Source organism: Gallaecimonas mangrovi (assembly GCF_003367375.1).
Taxonomy (GTDB): domain Bacteria; phylum Pseudomonadota; class Gammaproteobacteria; order Enterobacterales; family Gallaecimonadaceae; genus Gallaecimonas; species Gallaecimonas mangrovi.
Window position 1 is genome coordinate 2860254 of record NZ_CP031416.1, and the last position, 14301, is coordinate 2874554.

The following is a 14301-nucleotide window of genomic DNA, read 5'->3' on the forward strand; positions in this document are numbered from 1 at the left end:
CTCCCTACACCAAGCCAAGGCCGTTGATGACAAGGTCAATAAGCTTAATGGCGACAAAGGGCACGACTAGCCCACCCAGGCCATAAATGAGGAGATTACGCCTAAGCAACGAAGCGGTATTACCGCTAAGGCTAACCCCTTTTAACGCCAGTGGTACCAGGGCGACGATCACCAAAGCGTTAAAAATAATGGCCGACAAGATCGCGCTTTGCGGGCTGCCTAAATGCATCAGGTTTAACACGCCCAGCTGCGGATAAGCCGCCACAAACAGTGCCGGGAGGATGGCAAAGTATTTGGCCACATCGTTGGCAATAGAGAAGGTAGTCAGGGCGCCTCGGGTAACAAGTAATTGCTTACCGACCCGCACCACATCCAATAACTTGGTGGGATTGGAATCCAGATCCACCAAGTTTCCGGCCTCCTTGGCAGCCTGGGTACCTTCATTCATGGCTAACCCTACATCTGCCTGAGCCAACGCCGGGGCGTCATTGGCACCATCGCCACACATCGCTACCAGGCGTCCCTGCTGCTGTTCTTGGCGAATGTAGGCTAATTTTTTCTCTGGTGTGGCCTGGGCAACAAAGTCATCAACCCCGGCTTCCGCCGCAATGGCCGCCGCGGTAAGCGGGTTATCACCGGTGATCATCACGGTACGGATCCCAAGCTCACGCAGAGCTTTAAAACGGGCACGAATTCCGGGTTTGATGATGTCTTTAAGATAAATGGCGCCAAGCAGCTGTTGATTGCAACAGACCAGTAGCGGTGTTCCCCCTTGGCGGGCAATGTTGTCCACGGCCTCATCCAACGGCGCTGGAACCTTGGTTAACTTAAGCTGCGCCAATACCGCATCCACCGCCCCCTTACGATAGTGATTTTCTGCCCGGTCAAGGCCACTTAGCCGAGTCTCAGCAGTAAAAGGAACCACCTGATCACCGTCAGCAAGCTGCGCCTGATGTTGGCTTTTGGCAGCAAGGGTAAGAATGGATTTGCCCTCTGGGGTACTGTCACCCAAAGATGCCAACATTGCAGCCTCCATCAGGCCAGCCATATTTTGCCCTGGAGCAGGGATAAAGGTATCGGCCATACGATTACCAAAGGTAATGGTGCCGGTTTTATCTAGCAGCAGCGTGCGCACATCACCTGCTGCTTCCACTGCGCGTCCCGATTTAGCAATCACGTTGAGCTTAACCAGCCGGTCCATACCGGCAATGCCAATTGCCGAGAGCAAGCCGCCAATGGTGGTTGGAATTAAGGTAATAAACAGGGCGATAAGATAGAGCCTTGGAACCAGCGCATGGCTGTAACCAAGGAACCAGGGCAAGGTTGCCACCACCAGCAAGAAGATCAATGTCAGACCAACCAACAGAGTGTCGAGCGCCTGTTCATTGGGGGTTTTCTGGCGTTTGGCCCCTTCAACTAAGGCGATCATTCTATCGAGGGTACTTTGGCCAGGTTCGCTAGTAACGCGCACCCAGATTTGATCAGAGACCACTTGGGTATTACCGGTTACACCGCTACGGTCGGTACCTGACTCGCGGATAACCGGTGCTGACTCGCCGGTAATGGCCGCCTCGTTAACCGAGGCAATGCCTTTAACCACTTCACCGTCCGCAGGAACAGTTTCCCCAGCCGCCACCAGCACTATGTCGTCTTTATGCAGGCTGTTGGCCCCTACCCACTGGCCTTGCTCATCTTCAAGGCTCGTGACCTTACGGGCTTTAAGGTCGCTCATTCCGGCCTTTAGACTGTCGGCTCTGGCTTTACCCCGGCCTTCGGCCAGGGTTTCAGCCACATTGGCAAACCACAACGTTAACCAAAGCCAGGCGGTAAGTTGCCAAGCCAGCAGGAGCGCGACCCCGGAAACCTTAGCACCCAGCAACGACTCTAGGGTGGCCAGCACCGCAGCTAGCCATAAACAAAACAAAATCGGTTTAGCAACCAACGCCCTTGGGTCAAACCGGCGCAGCGCATCAGCGCCTGCGCGAGCAGCTAAGACAGTATCAAACATCAGAATGCTCCCAGAGTCAGTTGTTCGGCGATGGGGCCAAGGGCCAAGGCAGGTAAAAACGCTAAGCCCCCGATGATCAAAATGGTGATCACCAGCAGGCTGACAAAGAGCACGCCGGTGACCGGGAAATCACCGTCCGTTACTTCGACTTTGCTGGCCGAACCAAGGCTGCCCGCTACCGCTAACACAGGGACTATGATGCCGTACCGGCCAAGCAACATAGCCAAGGCGATGGCGATACATTGCCCGTTATTGGCGGCATTAAAACCGGCAAGGGCCGAGCCATTGTTGCCGGTGCCGGAGGCATAGGCATATAAAAGACGTGTCAGGCCATGGGGGCCATTGGCGCCCAGCACTGCTTGGGCATCAGGTAAAAGTAACGTCAGGCCCCCAAGCACCAACACCCCTACCGGCATCACCAGCATACTGGCCACTACCCATTTCATTTCGAGGATACCCAGGCGTTTACCAAGATAAGTGGGGGTTTTGCCGACCATTAAGCCGCACAAAAACACCGTGAGCAGCACAAACAACAACAAGCCATAAATGCCTGCGCCGACACCACCAAAGATCACTTCACCGAGCAGCATATTAACCAGCGCCACCAAGATAGCTAACGGTGCGAAACTGTCGTGCATCGCATTAACAGAGCCATTAGACGCAGCGCTGGTCGCCACTTCCCATATTGCCGAAAGCACCGGACCAAAGCGGCTTTCTTTACCTTCCCAATGACCAACGGCCGAGGCATGCATCAGCGCCGGGTCGGGTAAACAGGCTTGCCAGACAGCGACCGCCAGCCCCACCACCAGTAAAATCAGCATGGCAGACAGCAGGGCCCGGCTATGGCCGGCATTTTTAATGTAACGGCCAAAGGCAAATACCATAGCGGCAGGCAACAACAATATGGCTACCATCTCCAGCCAGTTGCTGAGCGCTGTAGGATTTTCAAAGGGATAGGCAGAATTGACACCAAAAAAACCACCACCATTGGTGCCCAGCTGCTTAATGGCAATTTGCGACGCGGCAGGACCTACCGCCAGAATTTGCTTGCCGCCATCCAGAGTGTGGGCCACCGGATAAGCACTAAAAGTTTGTGGCACCCCTTGCCAGACCAGCACCAGGGCAAATACCAAAGACAACGGCAACAACAGGTAGCCGATAACGCGCAGCAAATCCTGCCAGAAATTCCCCAAGTCTTGGCTTTGCTGGCGACTTAAGCCGCGAAAAAGCGCTGCCGCCACGGCGATGCCGGTGGCAGCAGAAGCAAAGTTTTGTACTGTCAGCCCAAACATCTGGCTGAAATAAGACAGCTGTGCTTCTCCCGAGTAAGCCTGCCAATTGGTGTTGGTGACAAAACTGACAGCGGTGTTAATGGCCAGCGGCCAGGACAACCCTAGCTTGTGTTCGGGGTTAAAAGGCAGGCAGCCTTGCAGCATCAATACTGCGGCTAGCAATACCACACCCAGTAAATTAAAAAGCAGCAAACTGCCAAGATAGCGCCGCCAATCTTGGCCAGCACCGTTGGTTCCGCATACCTTCAGTAACCACAGCTCGCCTTTAGCATTAGGCTTTTCCAAAAACCAATGCAAATAGCGCCCCAGCCAAGGAGCTGGCAGCAGTACCAGCACGATAAATATCAGGGGATAAACCCATTGTTGCCACATATAGCCCCCTATTGCTCCGGTTTCACCAGGGCAAAACCCAGGTAGCAAAGCAGGCCAACCACCACCAGAAGATAAAGCCAGTTCATTATGAATAATCCTGAATAAACAAGGATGGGGAGCATAGAAAGGAGCGGCGTCAAAATGCCATAAAGGTGCCGCCGGTGACCGTAAAGAAACCGTAAAATATCTCGCCATTACGAATCTAAAGAACCAGCCTAAGACCACATTGCGAACAGTAAAAAAATAAAGAACATCTTTATTTAGTGACCCTTAGCCATTTCGATAACGGCCAGGAGTTGTTACAACAGGAAGCTGTTTTTAGAAAAACCGGACTGCCTCATGCCTGACACCATTGCCTTAACCGACCCCCGCTTTGACACCCTGATTGACCGCAGCAATAGCCATTCGGTGAAATGGGCAAAAGCGCTGTTATCACCAGCCGCCCAGGCCGCAGACCCTTTGCCTATGTGGGTGGCTGATATGGATTTTCGGGCGCCGCAACCGGTGATTGATGCCCTGCATGAGGCGGTGGAATATGGGGTTTTTGGTTACCCTGCCGGGGCCAGTGCCAGCTATCAGCAGGCCGTAACCGACTGGCAGGCAAAACGTTTTGGCTGGCAGGTCGACAAAAAATGGCTGCTGCCCTCCCCCGGCATTATTACAGCGCTTAAAGCGTCGGTGCAGGCCTTTAGCGCCCCTGGCGATACGGTGCTTATTCAGCCGCCGGTGTATGGGCATTTTCATGGCGATGTATTGCTAAACGGCCGCCAACTCACCTATGCGCCATTAACGCGCACCGAGACGGGTTACCGCTTTGACGCCGAGCGCTTTGAAGCGGCCATAAAAGACAACACCCGGCTTTTTATCCTCAGTAACCCCCATAACCCCACCGGTAATGTCTGGTCTGAAGAAGATCTCATGGCGATGGGCGAAATTTGCCTGCGCCACAATGTGCTGGTGGTAAGCGATGAAATTCACCAAGATCTCATTATTAACCCGGCTAAAAAACACCGCCCCTTTGCCGCGGTTGACCCACGTTTTGCCCAAATCAGCATTACCTGCACCGCACCCAGTAAAACCTTTAATTTGCCCGGCCTGCAAAACGCTAACCTGTTTATTGCTAACCCGCAGCTACGCGGGGCGCTGGCGCGCCAGTTCGAGCGTAACATGGCGCCTTTTGTTAACACCCTCGGCATGGTGGCAGCCGAAGCCGCTTATCGCCATGGCGAGCCCTGGTTAGACGCATTACTGGGTTATTTACGCGCTAACCACCAGCACTTCGCCAATACCATTAATGGGGCCAACATCGGCGTTAAGGTCTTGCCTGCCGACGCCCTGTATTTGGCCTGGATGGATTGTCGCGGCCTGGGTTTAGACGCCGATGACCTGCAGCAATTTATGCTTACTCAAGCGAGGGTATGGCTAGACTCTGGCCAAAAATTTGGGGCCGAGGGCCATGGCTATATGCGCGTAAACCTTGGCTGCCCACGCACCTTGGTAACAGAAGCGGCAAACCGCATTATTGCGGCGGTACAGTCGCGCTATTGATAGCAGCCTACGGCCGCCAACAGAGGTTCAATCCCATCAAGAATTTGCTAGGGTAAGCACTCTTGCAAAACCGAAGGAGTGTTCGTTGGCGGTTTACGTAGACAATATGAAGGCTCCCTTCCACGGCATGCTGATGTGCCACATGCTGGCCGACTCTGAGGCAGAATTGCATGCCATGGCCGATAAAATTGGCATGCAGCGCCGCTGGCACCAACACCCTGGCACCCATAAAAGTCATTACGATCTTAATGAAGAAAAACGCGCCCTGGCGGTGCAACTGGGGGCGGTAGAAATCACCTTAAAAGAAGCAGGCCGCATCATCTGGCAACGTAAAAAAGCGGCCACCGCCATCTACAGCTAACGTAAGTGAACCGGCAAGGCTTCTCTTGTACAGACAATCAGCAGTTGGCCGTTGGGGTTGATCCCGCCGCTGTTTTTATCGGTACACTGACACTGATGTTTTACTGCAATCTCTTAGGGACACGCCATTATGCCGTTGCTGAAATTTGACCTTATCGAAGGCCGTAGCGAACAAGAAGTCAAAAAACTGCTCGATACTGCCCACCAAGCCATGCTGGATGCTTTTAAGGTGCCAGCGCGTGATCGCTACCAAACCGTAACCCAGCACCGCCCCGGCGAGCTGATTATGCAAGACACTGGCCTGGGTTATGAAAGGTCTAACAACGTGGTGCTGCTGACCATGGTGTCAAGGCCGCGCACCCAACAACAAAAGACCACTTTTTACCGGCTACTGGCCGAGCGGCTGCATGCTGAATGCAGCATCAGCCCTGACGATTTAATGGTGTCGGTGGTGGAAAACACCGACGCCGACTGGTCTTTTGGCCGCGGCAAAGCTGAGTTTTTAACCGGCGACCTCTAAGGTTTGAACATAAAAAAAGCCGCCCTTAGGCGGCTTTTTTATTATTGATGCCCCGTCACGGTATGGGGCACGTAATGCTGCTCGAGTAACGCCCGTTCTTCCTCACTGAGGGTTAGCGCTAGTGCGGCCACGGCGTCATCAAGCTGCGCCGTTTTCGAGGCGCCAACAATCGGCGCCGACACTTGGGGCTTGGCCAGCACCCAGGCCAGTGCCACTTGCGCCATGGGCACGCCACGGGCCTCGGCAACTTGCTGCACGGCGTCTATTACCCTGCCGTCAGCCTGTTCGGTATTGGCATAAAGGCTTTGGCCAAAGCTGTCGGACTCAGAGCGCGCAGTGGTTTCACCTTTGGGCCGGGTTAAACGGCCACGGGCCATGGGGCTCCAGGGCATTAAACCGATGCCTTGGTCCTGGCAAAGGGGCAGCATTTCCCGTTCTTCTTCCCGGTACAACAAATTCAGGTAGTTTTGCATCGACACAAAGCAGCTCCAGCCGTTGCGCCGAGCCACTTCCTGGGCTTTGGCAAATTGCCAGGCGTACATCGATGAAGCGCCGATATAACGGGCTTTACCCGCTTTTACCACGTCGTGCAGCGCTGCCATGGTTTCTTCGATAGGGGTGTTGTAGTCCCAGCGGTGGATTTGATAAAGGTCGACATAGTCAGTGCCAAGGCGGCTAAGGCTGGCGTCAATTTCGGTCATAATGGCTTTACGGGACAGCCCCATACCATTGGGTTTAGCGCCGGCGCCAGCCGCTCCAGGCGGAAAGTACACCTTGGTGGCCAACACAATTTCTTCGCGGCGGGTAAATTCTTTTAAAAACTTGCCAACCATCTGTTCAGAACTGCCCGCTGAATAGCTATTGGCGGTATCAAAAAAGGTAATGCCTTGCTCAACTGCATGGCGAAAAAGCGGCCGGGATTGTTCTTCGTTCAAGGTCCAGGGATGCGCGCCGGCATTGGGGTCACCAAAGGTCATACAACCCAGGCATAACTTGGAAATATCCAACCCAGTTGACCCTAGCTTGGTGTATTCCATCTTGCTTACCTCCGTTTGGGCGAAATGATAAAAAGGCCTGAGCCGCCACCATGTTCCCGCCGCCAACAAAGGTCAACCCTTAGCCCCACGGCAGACCATTGCCATTTTCGTTAATAACAGCAATTAACGGGCGCCCTTTTGAGCTCTTAAAACACAATGGCTTTCGCCGTTGGGCGCCATGCCGCTTCACCGGCAGCCAAAACCTGTTTGCCTTCTCTGCATCAAGGAGTGACTTATGCTTTCCCTCAGAACCTTGGCCCTTGGCAGCCTTTTTTGTCTCAGTGTTACGCTGTTTTCTACTGCCGCCAGCGCTGGCAGCAACTACGCTGTTGGCCCGCAATACGACACCACCCACGTTTATGTCAAAGCAGGGGATTTTGACCGCTTTGTTAAAAGTTTTGTGGCCACCTTCGGCGGTAAAACCAGCCCCAAAGGCGCCTTTCAGGTAACGCCCACCCCCAGCAAAACCCTGTCGCAGTTAGTGCTAACACCGGCTGGCACGGTGTCGGTATTTGGTTTTAAAACGCCCATTCCCTACCCCTTTGGCGCGGAGCGCACCGGTTATCTGGTCACCAACTTAGACGCCGCGCTGGCCGCGGCCGTAAAAAATGGCGCTAGCCGCTTGGTTGGCGCCTTTGCTGACCCCATTGGCTGCGACGCGCTTATTCAGTGGCCTGGCGGCGTTAACATGCAGCTTTACTGGCACACCACGGCCCCGCATTACCCGCCGCTGGCCACCACTCCGGAAAACCGCATTTACCTGACAAAAGACAGCGCTGATGCCTTTATTCGCGACTGGGTTGCCTTTTCACATGGCCATATTACCGACGATACCCAAACGGCTTCAGGCCTTGAGGTGGGTTTACCGGCCCAGCACATTCGCCGCGTTCATATTGTCTCGGGTTTTGGCAAATTGACGGTACTGGTCAGCCAGGGACTGCTGCCATGGCCCTATGGCCGGGATCTGACCGGCTATGAAGTCAAAGACCTCGCCAGCACCTTAAAAAAAGCCCACGCGGCCGGGGTAACAACCTTGGTTGGCCCCTACAACACTGGCAGCAGAGAAGCGGCCATGGTGCGCTTTCCTGGTGGTTATATCGCCGAAATTCATCAGCTTAACAGCCATTCATAAGTTCACTCGGCGACTTTACCGTCGCCCTTTTCCCAGACTAGGTATCCACTTATGGTTTTGCGTTTAGGCGCCACGCTCATCTCGGTGATGGCACTGAGTTCGCCCACCCTTGCCGAGACATTACCAATAAGGCCTGCCATTCAATCTGACCGCTGGCAGGAAGATTGGTCAGCCTTGGCCAACCCGGCGCTACGCACCGCCCCGTTAGACAATCTTAAGTACCTACCGCTGACAGCAAATCCGAAAGACTACCTGTCGTTTGGGGCCAACCTCAGAGAGCGTTACGAGAGCAATCATGCTGCGCAATACGGCGTTGAAAAAGGCAGTGGCGATAACTACCTGATTAACCGCATCGAAGCCCATAGCGACCTGCACCTTGGCCAGTGGCAAGGCTTCCTGCAGTTGCAACAGCAAACGGCGCCAGGGAAAAAGCATAAAGGGGGCGCCGATATCAATAAGCTTGATGTAGAGCAGGCCTTTGTGGCACTGGTGCAAGCTGCCGGCGCCGGCACCCTTAAGCTAAGAGCGGGGCGTCAGCAGTTTGCGTTTGACCTACAGCGATTTGTGTCAGTACGTGAAGGGCCCAATGTGCGCCGCTCTTTCGACGCCCTTTGGGGCGATTACGAAACCACGTCTTGGCGCTGGATAGCCTATTACAGCCAGCCGGTAACCAATAAGGCCGCCAAGCGCTTTGATGACAGCTCCAATAACAGCCTGCAGTTCTACGGCCTGAGGGTAGAGCGGCATGTTTTCGGCCAAAATGAGCTTTCCGCCTACTGGTCGCGCTACCACAACCAGCACAGTCAGTATTTAACGGTTGCCGGTAATGAGCAGCGCGATGTGTGGGACCTGCGCTTTGCCGGTAAAACAGCGCGCCTGACCTGGGACAACGAAGTGATGCTGCAAAGTGGCCATGTTGGCAATGTGCGCATCCGTGCCTGGGCGCTGGGAAGCCGTGTTAGCCTGCTGGTTAGCCACAATCGTTGGCAGCCGCGCTTGGGTATGCAACTGGACGCCGCCTCGGGCGACAAGCACCCTAACGACCACCGCTTGGGCACCTTTAATCCGCTGTTTCCTAACGGTTCCTACTTAAACCTGGCCGGCTACAGCAGTTATGTGAATATCATTCACATCAAACCCTTTGTTAGCACAACGCTGACGCCAGCGCTGAGCTTACTGGCGGCCATCGCCGGGCAATGGCGCATGACAACCGCTGATGCCATTTACACCCAGCCGAATAACGCCATTGCCAACTCGGCCGGGCGTGGCCAGCGCTGGATTGGCGCTTATGGCCAGCTGCGCGCTAATTGGCAGGTTAACCGCAACCTCAGTAGCGCTTTGGAAATCGTGCATTTTGATGCTGCCAGCACCGTTAAGGCCTTGGGCGGCCACAACAGCAATTACCTGGGGTTACAACTTAAGTTCAGCTGGTGAGGGCGGCGTGGTGCCAACCAGGTTGGGCATCACCGTTTTCATCAGCGTAAAAAAGCGGCGCATTTTCGCCGGGTAATAGTTGGCGTAGGGATACACCAGGTAAACCGGTAGCGGGTCGGGTTGCCATTGCGGCAGTAATGCCTGTAAACGCCCGTCGTTTATGGCCTCGGTGGCTATCCAAGCCGACACAGTAGTTACGCCAATGCCCATTAAAGCCGCGTGATAAACCGCATAAAGGCTGTCACTAATCAGCCGCGGGGCAATATCCACTTGCACAACCGCCTGGCTTTTTTGGTGACGCAGCAGCACTTCACGCCGGTGATACGGGCTTTGTGCCACCCACGGCAGGCTGGCAAGTTGCTCTACCTGCTGCGGTATGCCCGTATTTTTAATCAGATCAGGGCTTGCCACCATCAAACGCGGCACTTCAGCCAGTAAAACCGCCACCAAGGAAGGGTCTTCAACGGCCCCAACATGCACGGCGCAATCAATGTTTTCGGCCAAAAAGTCAGGGGTTTTGTCATTCAGTACCCATTCTACCGACAAGCCTGGGTAACGTTTTAACAAGGCCAGAAGGTGGGGCATCATTTGCTGCTGGCCAAAGGCATGGGGCACCCGCACCCGTAACATTCCTACCGGCTCGTCGTGGTTGCCTGCCAAGTCTTCGGCTAGCGCATCCCAGTTTGCCAACATGGTGCGAGCTTGCTGATAACAGCGCTCGCCCTCGTCGGTGAGCTTCATGCCATGGGTCGAGCGAAGCAACAGCTTGGCCCCCAGCAGGCTTTCCAGCTGCACCAAGCGGCGGCTAACGGTTGGCTGCGTGGTTCCCAGTTGCCGGGCGGCTGCCGACAAACTGCCACTTTCGATAATGCGCACCAGGGTTCGCATCATTTCTATACGGTCTGCATTATTCATGCTGCACCTTGTTATGCATATCACGTATAACCGTTTTACCTCTTGGCATACTACAAGGGCAATTGCCTTATCCGCAAAATAGCGCCATCAACGTGATTGGAGAGCAAATCATGAATACGCCAACCACTACCGAGGCGTCCACCCATAGCCACTTTACCGGCACCACAGTGCTTACCCTTGCCAGCGGCGCTGGCTTTGCTGTGGCATCCATTTATTACGCGCAGCCAATACTGCCGCTGATGCAAAAAGACCTGGCGTTAAGCGTCGAGCAAGTCGGCTGGGTACCCACCCTGACCCAATTTGGCTATGCCTTGGGCTTGTTCTTTTTAGTGCCCTTGGGCGACAGGCACGACCGGCGTGACATTATTGGCATCAAAAGCTTGCTGCTGGCCTTGGTATTACTGCTGTGCAGCTTAAGTGGCGGCGTTTATAGCGTATTACTGACCAGCCTGATGATTGGTATTGGCGCCACCTTGGCCCAAGACATTGTGCCCAGTGCCGCCATTTTGGCGCCGGCTTCACGCCAGGGAAAAGCCGTGGGTACAGTAATGACCGGGCTATTGTTGGGGATCTTGCTGTCGCGTACCTTTAGCGGCTTTGTTGCCGAGCATTTTGGCTGGCGCGCCATGTACCAAATTGCGGCGGTGGTGGTGGTGATATCGGGCATTGCCCTGCGCCGCCAGTTGCCGCGCTTTGAACGCCATTCGTCTTTAAGCTACCCGGCCCTGCTGCGCTCTATGGGGCATTTATTTGGCCGCTACCCAACGCTGCGTTATGCCGCCTTTGCCCAAGGGATGCTGTCTATTGGCTTTAGTGCTTTTTGGAGCACCTTGGCACTGATGCTAAGTCAGCGCTTTGAACTGGGAAGCGACATCGCCGGTGCCTTTGGCCTGGCCGGTGCCGCCGGTGCCATTGCTGCGCCCTTGGCCGGGGGCCTGAGTGACCGTTTAGGGCCAGCGCGGGTAACTCAGTTTGGCACCGCCTTAGTGAGCTTGGCTTTCGCCACAATGTTTGCCCTACCCTGGCTCGGCATGGCCGGGCAATTGCTACTGATCGCTATCAGCACCATCGTCTTTGATTTTGGCTTACAGATGTCACTGGTGGCTCACCAAGCCATGGTGTACCGGCTCGATCCGGCGGCCCGTGGCCGCCTTAATGCAGTGTTTTTTACCAGTGTCTTTATTGGTATGGCGCTGGGTTCACTGCTGGGCAGTTTGGTGTTTGCCAGAAGCGGCTGGCCGGGAGTGGTGTGGGTAGCAACCCTCAGCGCCGTCGTCAGTTTTAGCTTGCGCTTAAAGGCCGCGCGCCATCACTAACATAAAAGGCCACATCCAGTGGCCTTTTTTATTGGCCACTGCCTATGTCACAATCGCGCCTTTCATACACAGAGCCCAGCGAACGATGAATTGCCGCCAGCATTGCGGGGCCTGCTGCATTGCCCCTTCCATTACCAGCCCTATTCCCGGTATGCCCAACGGCAAGCCCGCCAATGTGCGCTGTATTCATTTGGCCGAAGATCTGCGCTGCAATATTTTTGGCCATCCCGACCGCCCCGCCTTTTGCCAAGGTTTAAAGCCCTCAACAGAGATGTGCGGCAATAACCGTGAGCAAGCGCTAAAGTGGCTAGCTGATTTAGAAATTGCTACCCGGCCACTGTAGCGTGATTACGGTTTGTCGGTTGTTTGCTGGGCGGCCTGGTGTTCTAGCATCTGCGTCATCATCGCTTGCATCAGTGCCATTCGCTGCTGCATTTGCTGCAGATGCTGCGCCATAGCTTTAGGGTCTGTAGCCAGTTGCGAGGTACTCATAGCACCTTGACCACTACCCATCATCCCCTGACCATGCATCATGCCATTACTTCCCATCATGCCTTGTCCGCGCATCATGCCTGGGCCCATGCCGCCCATCATTTGCATGGTTTCAACCATCGCTTGCATGTGTTGTTGCATCAAGGCTTGATGCTGAGCTGGCGTTTGCTGTTGCTGCAGTTGCTGCATTATTTGCTGCATTTTCTGAAACTGGCTTTGTAGCGCCGTGGGTTGTGTGTTCTCGGTGCTAGCCTGTTCGGTTGCCATCGCCGCAGGACCTAGCAGCAGTGCTACAGCCAAGAGTGGGATCGCGCTTTTCATCAGGGAAACCTCATCGACGTTGATAAGATCACCTTATGCCGATGTGCCAATAAAGCATTGCCTCAGATCAAAGCCGCCGTAGCCAGTACGTTTACCAATAGCCAATAAAAAAGCCACCCGAAGGTGGCTTTTTTATTGGCTTAAATCAGCTTAAAGCTTAATCATCCAACCGTGTGGGTCAGCAACTCGGCCGTATTGAATATCCAGCAAGGCGCCTTTGAGCTTGGCGGTCATCTCGCCACCTTCACCGTTACCAACGGTAAACTCATGGCGGTTACCTTTGACTTTACCGATAGAGGTCACCACTGCCGCGGTACCACAGGCAAAGGCTTCAACCAAACGGCCACTTTTCGCATCTTGCTGCCATTGGTCAATGGAGTAACGCTCTTCACGCACCGTAATGCCCATATCCAGCGCCAGGCGAATAATGGAGTCGCGGGTAATGCCGGGCAAAATAGTGCCGGTCAGCGGCGGTGTTTGAATAGAACCATCGTCAAAGACAAAGAACACATTCATGCCGCCCAGTTCTTCAACCCATTTACGTTCAACCGCATCCAGGAACACCACTTGGTCGCAGCCCTGACGGTCGGCTTCCAACTGCGCCACCATGGCCGCAGCGTAGTTACCGCCACATTTCGCATCACCAGTACCGCCCGGCGCCGCGCGGGTGAAGTGATCAGAGACCCACAAAGATACCGCCGCAGCGCCACCTTTAAAGTACGACCCTACCGGCGAGGCAATAACACTATAAAGCGCGTCATCAGCAGGCTTTAGGCCCAGAGTGGCGTCGGTGGCAATCATGAAAGGCCGCAGATAAAGGGCCGAAAAATCTTGCTCGGGGATCCAGTCGCGATCGGTTTCAGTTAAGGCAATAACCGACTCCACGAACAGCTCTTCCGGCAGCGGTGGCAATGCCAGGCGTTTGGCAGAATTGGCAAAACGCTTGGCGTTGGCGTCGGGGCGGAACAGCGCCACACCGCCATCGGCCTGGCGGTAGGCTTTCAGGCCTTCGAAGATCTCAAGGCCGTAGTGCAGCACAGTGGTACCCGGTGAAAAGGTAAAGTTTTTACGTGCTTCCACCTTGGCATCAACCCAGCCATCCGCCTTGGTATGACGCACCGTCACCATATGGTCAGTAAAGACCTTACCGAAGGCCGGGTTAGCGAGCAGTTGCTGACGCTCTGCGGTATCGGTAGGGGTTTCGGTTAATACCTTTTTCAGGCTCGGATACGACTGGCGGTTCATGGGGACTCCATATGGGAAACGGATAATTCGCTTGCTATTGGTATTTTAGCGAGCAAATGAGACTGCCTAGGTTACAGATAAAGTGCAATAGGCCAGCAGGCCAGAAATACATATAAATGACAGGATAGCAACGTTAGCTGTATTTCGTATTCTGTAACAATGTTATCGCAGTCTGGTACAAGCTTTAATTTACAGCTTAGAAAGCATACTTAAGATATTGATAATTATATAATAAAACAAAAAACCTTGATGAAACATCACCGCCATAGAGAACAAATAACAAGTACCGTCAAGCAGTGACAAGCCAGC

General features: G+C 54.3%; 14 protein-coding genes. 7 read left to right on the plus strand and 7 right to left on the minus strand.

The window, feature by feature from the left end:
* Positions 1-4: 4 nt before the first annotated feature.
* Genes kdpB through DW350_RS19875 form a run of 3 tightly spaced genes read right to left on the minus strand, consistent with a single transcriptional unit; the run spans position 5 to position 3794 of the window.
* Positions 5-2008: a potassium-transporting ATPase subunit KdpB gene (kdpB, locus tag DW350_RS13765; RefSeq protein ID WP_115719483.1), complete on the minus strand. Its 2004-nt coding sequence runs from the start codon at positions 2006-2008 to the stop codon at positions 5-7.
* Positions 2008-3672: a potassium-transporting ATPase subunit KdpA gene (gene kdpA / locus DW350_RS13770; RefSeq protein WP_115719484.1), complete on the minus strand. Its 1665-nt coding sequence runs from the start codon at positions 3670-3672 to the stop codon at positions 2008-2010. Before kdpA ends, kdpB begins: the two co-directional genes overlap by 1 nt.
* Before the next feature lie 8 nt (positions 3673-3680).
* The gene (locus DW350_RS19875; RefSeq protein ID WP_419178343.1) at positions 3681-3794 is read right to left on the minus strand and encodes a potassium-transporting ATPase subunit F; all 114 of its coding nucleotides are present in this window, start codon (positions 3792-3794) and stop codon (positions 3681-3683) included.
* Positions 3795-4011: 217 nt separating this feature from the next.
* On the opposite strand from DW350_RS19875, the gene DW350_RS13775 reads away from it, so the two are divergent.
* The 3 genes from DW350_RS13775 to DW350_RS13785 all read left to right on the plus strand — a co-directional run bounded on the left by DW350_RS13775 (position 4012) and on the right by DW350_RS13785 (position 6100).
* Positions 4012-5220 carry a MalY/PatB family protein gene (locus DW350_RS13775; RefSeq protein WP_115719485.1) on the plus strand — a complete coding sequence of 403 codons (1209 nt, stop codon included), beginning with the start codon at positions 4012-4014 and terminating at the stop codon, positions 5218-5220.
* Positions 5221-5305: 85 nt separating this feature from the next.
* Positions 5306-5581, plus strand: coding sequence for a DUF4031 domain-containing protein (locus DW350_RS13780; RefSeq protein ID WP_115719486.1), 276 nt, complete (start codon positions 5306-5308; stop codon positions 5579-5581).
* 129 nt (positions 5582-5710) lie between these two features.
* Entirely contained in the window at positions 5711-6100 is a 390-nt protein-coding gene (locus DW350_RS13785) for a tautomerase family protein (RefSeq protein ID WP_115719487.1), read from the plus strand.
* Between the two features lie 41 nt (positions 6101-6141).
* Here DW350_RS13785 and DW350_RS13790 read toward each other — a convergent pair whose 3' ends face one another.
* Positions 6142-7137, minus strand: coding sequence for an aldo/keto reductase (locus DW350_RS13790; protein ID WP_115719488.1), 996 nt, complete (start codon positions 7135-7137; stop codon positions 6142-6144).
* Positions 7138-7372: 235 nt separating this feature from the next.
* Here DW350_RS13790 and DW350_RS13795 point away from each other — a divergent pair, with 235 nt between their 5' ends.
* Entirely contained in the window at positions 7373-8269 is an 897-nt protein-coding gene (locus DW350_RS13795) for a VOC family protein (protein WP_115719489.1), read from the plus strand.
* A gap of 51 nt (positions 8270-8320) precedes the next feature.
* Positions 8321-9703, plus strand: a complete 1383-nt coding sequence (locus DW350_RS13800; RefSeq protein WP_115719490.1) for an alginate export family protein — start codon at positions 8321-8323, stop codon at positions 9701-9703.
* Here DW350_RS13800 and DW350_RS13805 read toward each other — a convergent pair.
* Complete coding sequence (locus DW350_RS13805) at positions 9680-10618, minus strand: LysR family transcriptional regulator (RefSeq protein WP_115719491.1); 939 nt, start codon at positions 10616-10618, stop codon at positions 9680-9682. The genes DW350_RS13800 and DW350_RS13805 overlap by 24 nt on opposite strands.
* 110 nt (positions 10619-10728) lie before the next feature.
* Here DW350_RS13805 and DW350_RS13810 point away from each other — a divergent pair, with 110 nt between their 5' ends.
* Together DW350_RS13810 and DW350_RS13815 are read left to right on the plus strand one after the other, a co-directional pair.
* Entirely contained in the window at positions 10729-11934 is a 1206-nt protein-coding gene (locus DW350_RS13810; RefSeq protein ID WP_115719492.1) for an MFS transporter, read from the plus strand.
* A gap of 85 nt (positions 11935-12019) precedes the next feature.
* Positions 12020-12277 (plus strand): YkgJ family cysteine cluster protein, encoded by a 258-nt coding sequence (locus tag DW350_RS13815; protein ID WP_115719493.1) that lies wholly within the window; start codon positions 12020-12022, stop codon positions 12275-12277.
* A gap of 5 nt (positions 12278-12282) precedes the next feature.
* Here the strand turns inward: DW350_RS13815 and DW350_RS13820 are convergent, their stop codons facing one another.
* Together DW350_RS13820 and DW350_RS13825 are read right to left on the minus strand one after the other, a co-directional pair.
* Positions 12283-12747, minus strand: a complete 465-nt coding sequence (locus DW350_RS13820; protein ID WP_115719494.1) for a hypothetical protein — start codon at positions 12745-12747, stop codon at positions 12283-12285.
* A gap of 150 nt (positions 12748-12897) precedes the next feature.
* The gene (locus DW350_RS13825) at positions 12898-13992 is read right to left on the minus strand and encodes a branched-chain amino acid aminotransferase (protein ID WP_115719495.1); all 1095 of its coding nucleotides are present in this window, start codon (positions 13990-13992) and stop codon (positions 12898-12900) included.
* Positions 13993-14301: the final 309 nt, after the last annotated feature.

What these genes read in the sequence shown, in the direction of transcription:
- kdpB (WP_115719483.1), bottom strand. Translation starts at nt 2,008, where the DNA reads ATGTTTGATACTGTCTTAGCTGCTCGCGCAGGCGCTGATGCGCTGCGC.
- kdpA (WP_115719484.1), bottom strand. Translation starts at nt 3,672, where the DNA reads ATGTGGCAACAATGGGTTTATCCCCTGATATTTATCGTGCTGGTACTG.
- DW350_RS19875 (WP_419178343.1), bottom strand. Translation starts at nt 3,794, where the DNA reads ATGCTCCCCATCCTTGTTTATTCAGGATTATTCATAATGAACTGGCTT.
- DW350_RS13775 (WP_115719485.1), top strand. Translation starts at nt 4,012, where the DNA reads ATGCCTGACACCATTGCCTTAACCGACCCCCGCTTTGACACCCTGATT.
- DW350_RS13785 (WP_115719487.1), top strand. Translation starts at nt 5,711, where the DNA reads ATGCCGTTGCTGAAATTTGACCTTATCGAAGGCCGTAGCGAACAAGAA.
- DW350_RS13790 (WP_115719488.1), bottom strand. Translation starts at nt 7,137, where the DNA reads ATGGAATACACCAAGCTAGGGTCAACTGGGTTGGATATTTCCAAGTTA.
- DW350_RS13795 (WP_115719489.1), top strand. Translation starts at nt 7,373, where the DNA reads ATGCTTTCCCTCAGAACCTTGGCCCTTGGCAGCCTTTTTTGTCTCAGT.
- DW350_RS13800 (WP_115719490.1), top strand. Translation starts at nt 8,321, where the DNA reads ATGGTTTTGCGTTTAGGCGCCACGCTCATCTCGGTGATGGCACTGAGT.
- DW350_RS13805 (WP_115719491.1), bottom strand. Translation starts at nt 10,618, where the DNA reads ATGAATAATGCAGACCGTATAGAAATGATGCGAACCCTGGTGCGCATT.
- DW350_RS13810 (WP_115719492.1), top strand. Translation starts at nt 10,729, where the DNA reads ATGAATACGCCAACCACTACCGAGGCGTCCACCCATAGCCACTTTACC.
- DW350_RS13815 (WP_115719493.1), top strand. Translation starts at nt 12,020, where the DNA reads ATGAATTGCCGCCAGCATTGCGGGGCCTGCTGCATTGCCCCTTCCATT.
- DW350_RS13820 (WP_115719494.1), bottom strand. Translation starts at nt 12,747, where the DNA reads ATGAAAAGCGCGATCCCACTCTTGGCTGTAGCACTGCTGCTAGGTCCT.
- DW350_RS13825 (WP_115719495.1), bottom strand. Translation starts at nt 13,992, where the DNA reads ATGAACCGCCAGTCGTATCCGAGCCTGAAAAAGGTATTAACCGAAACC.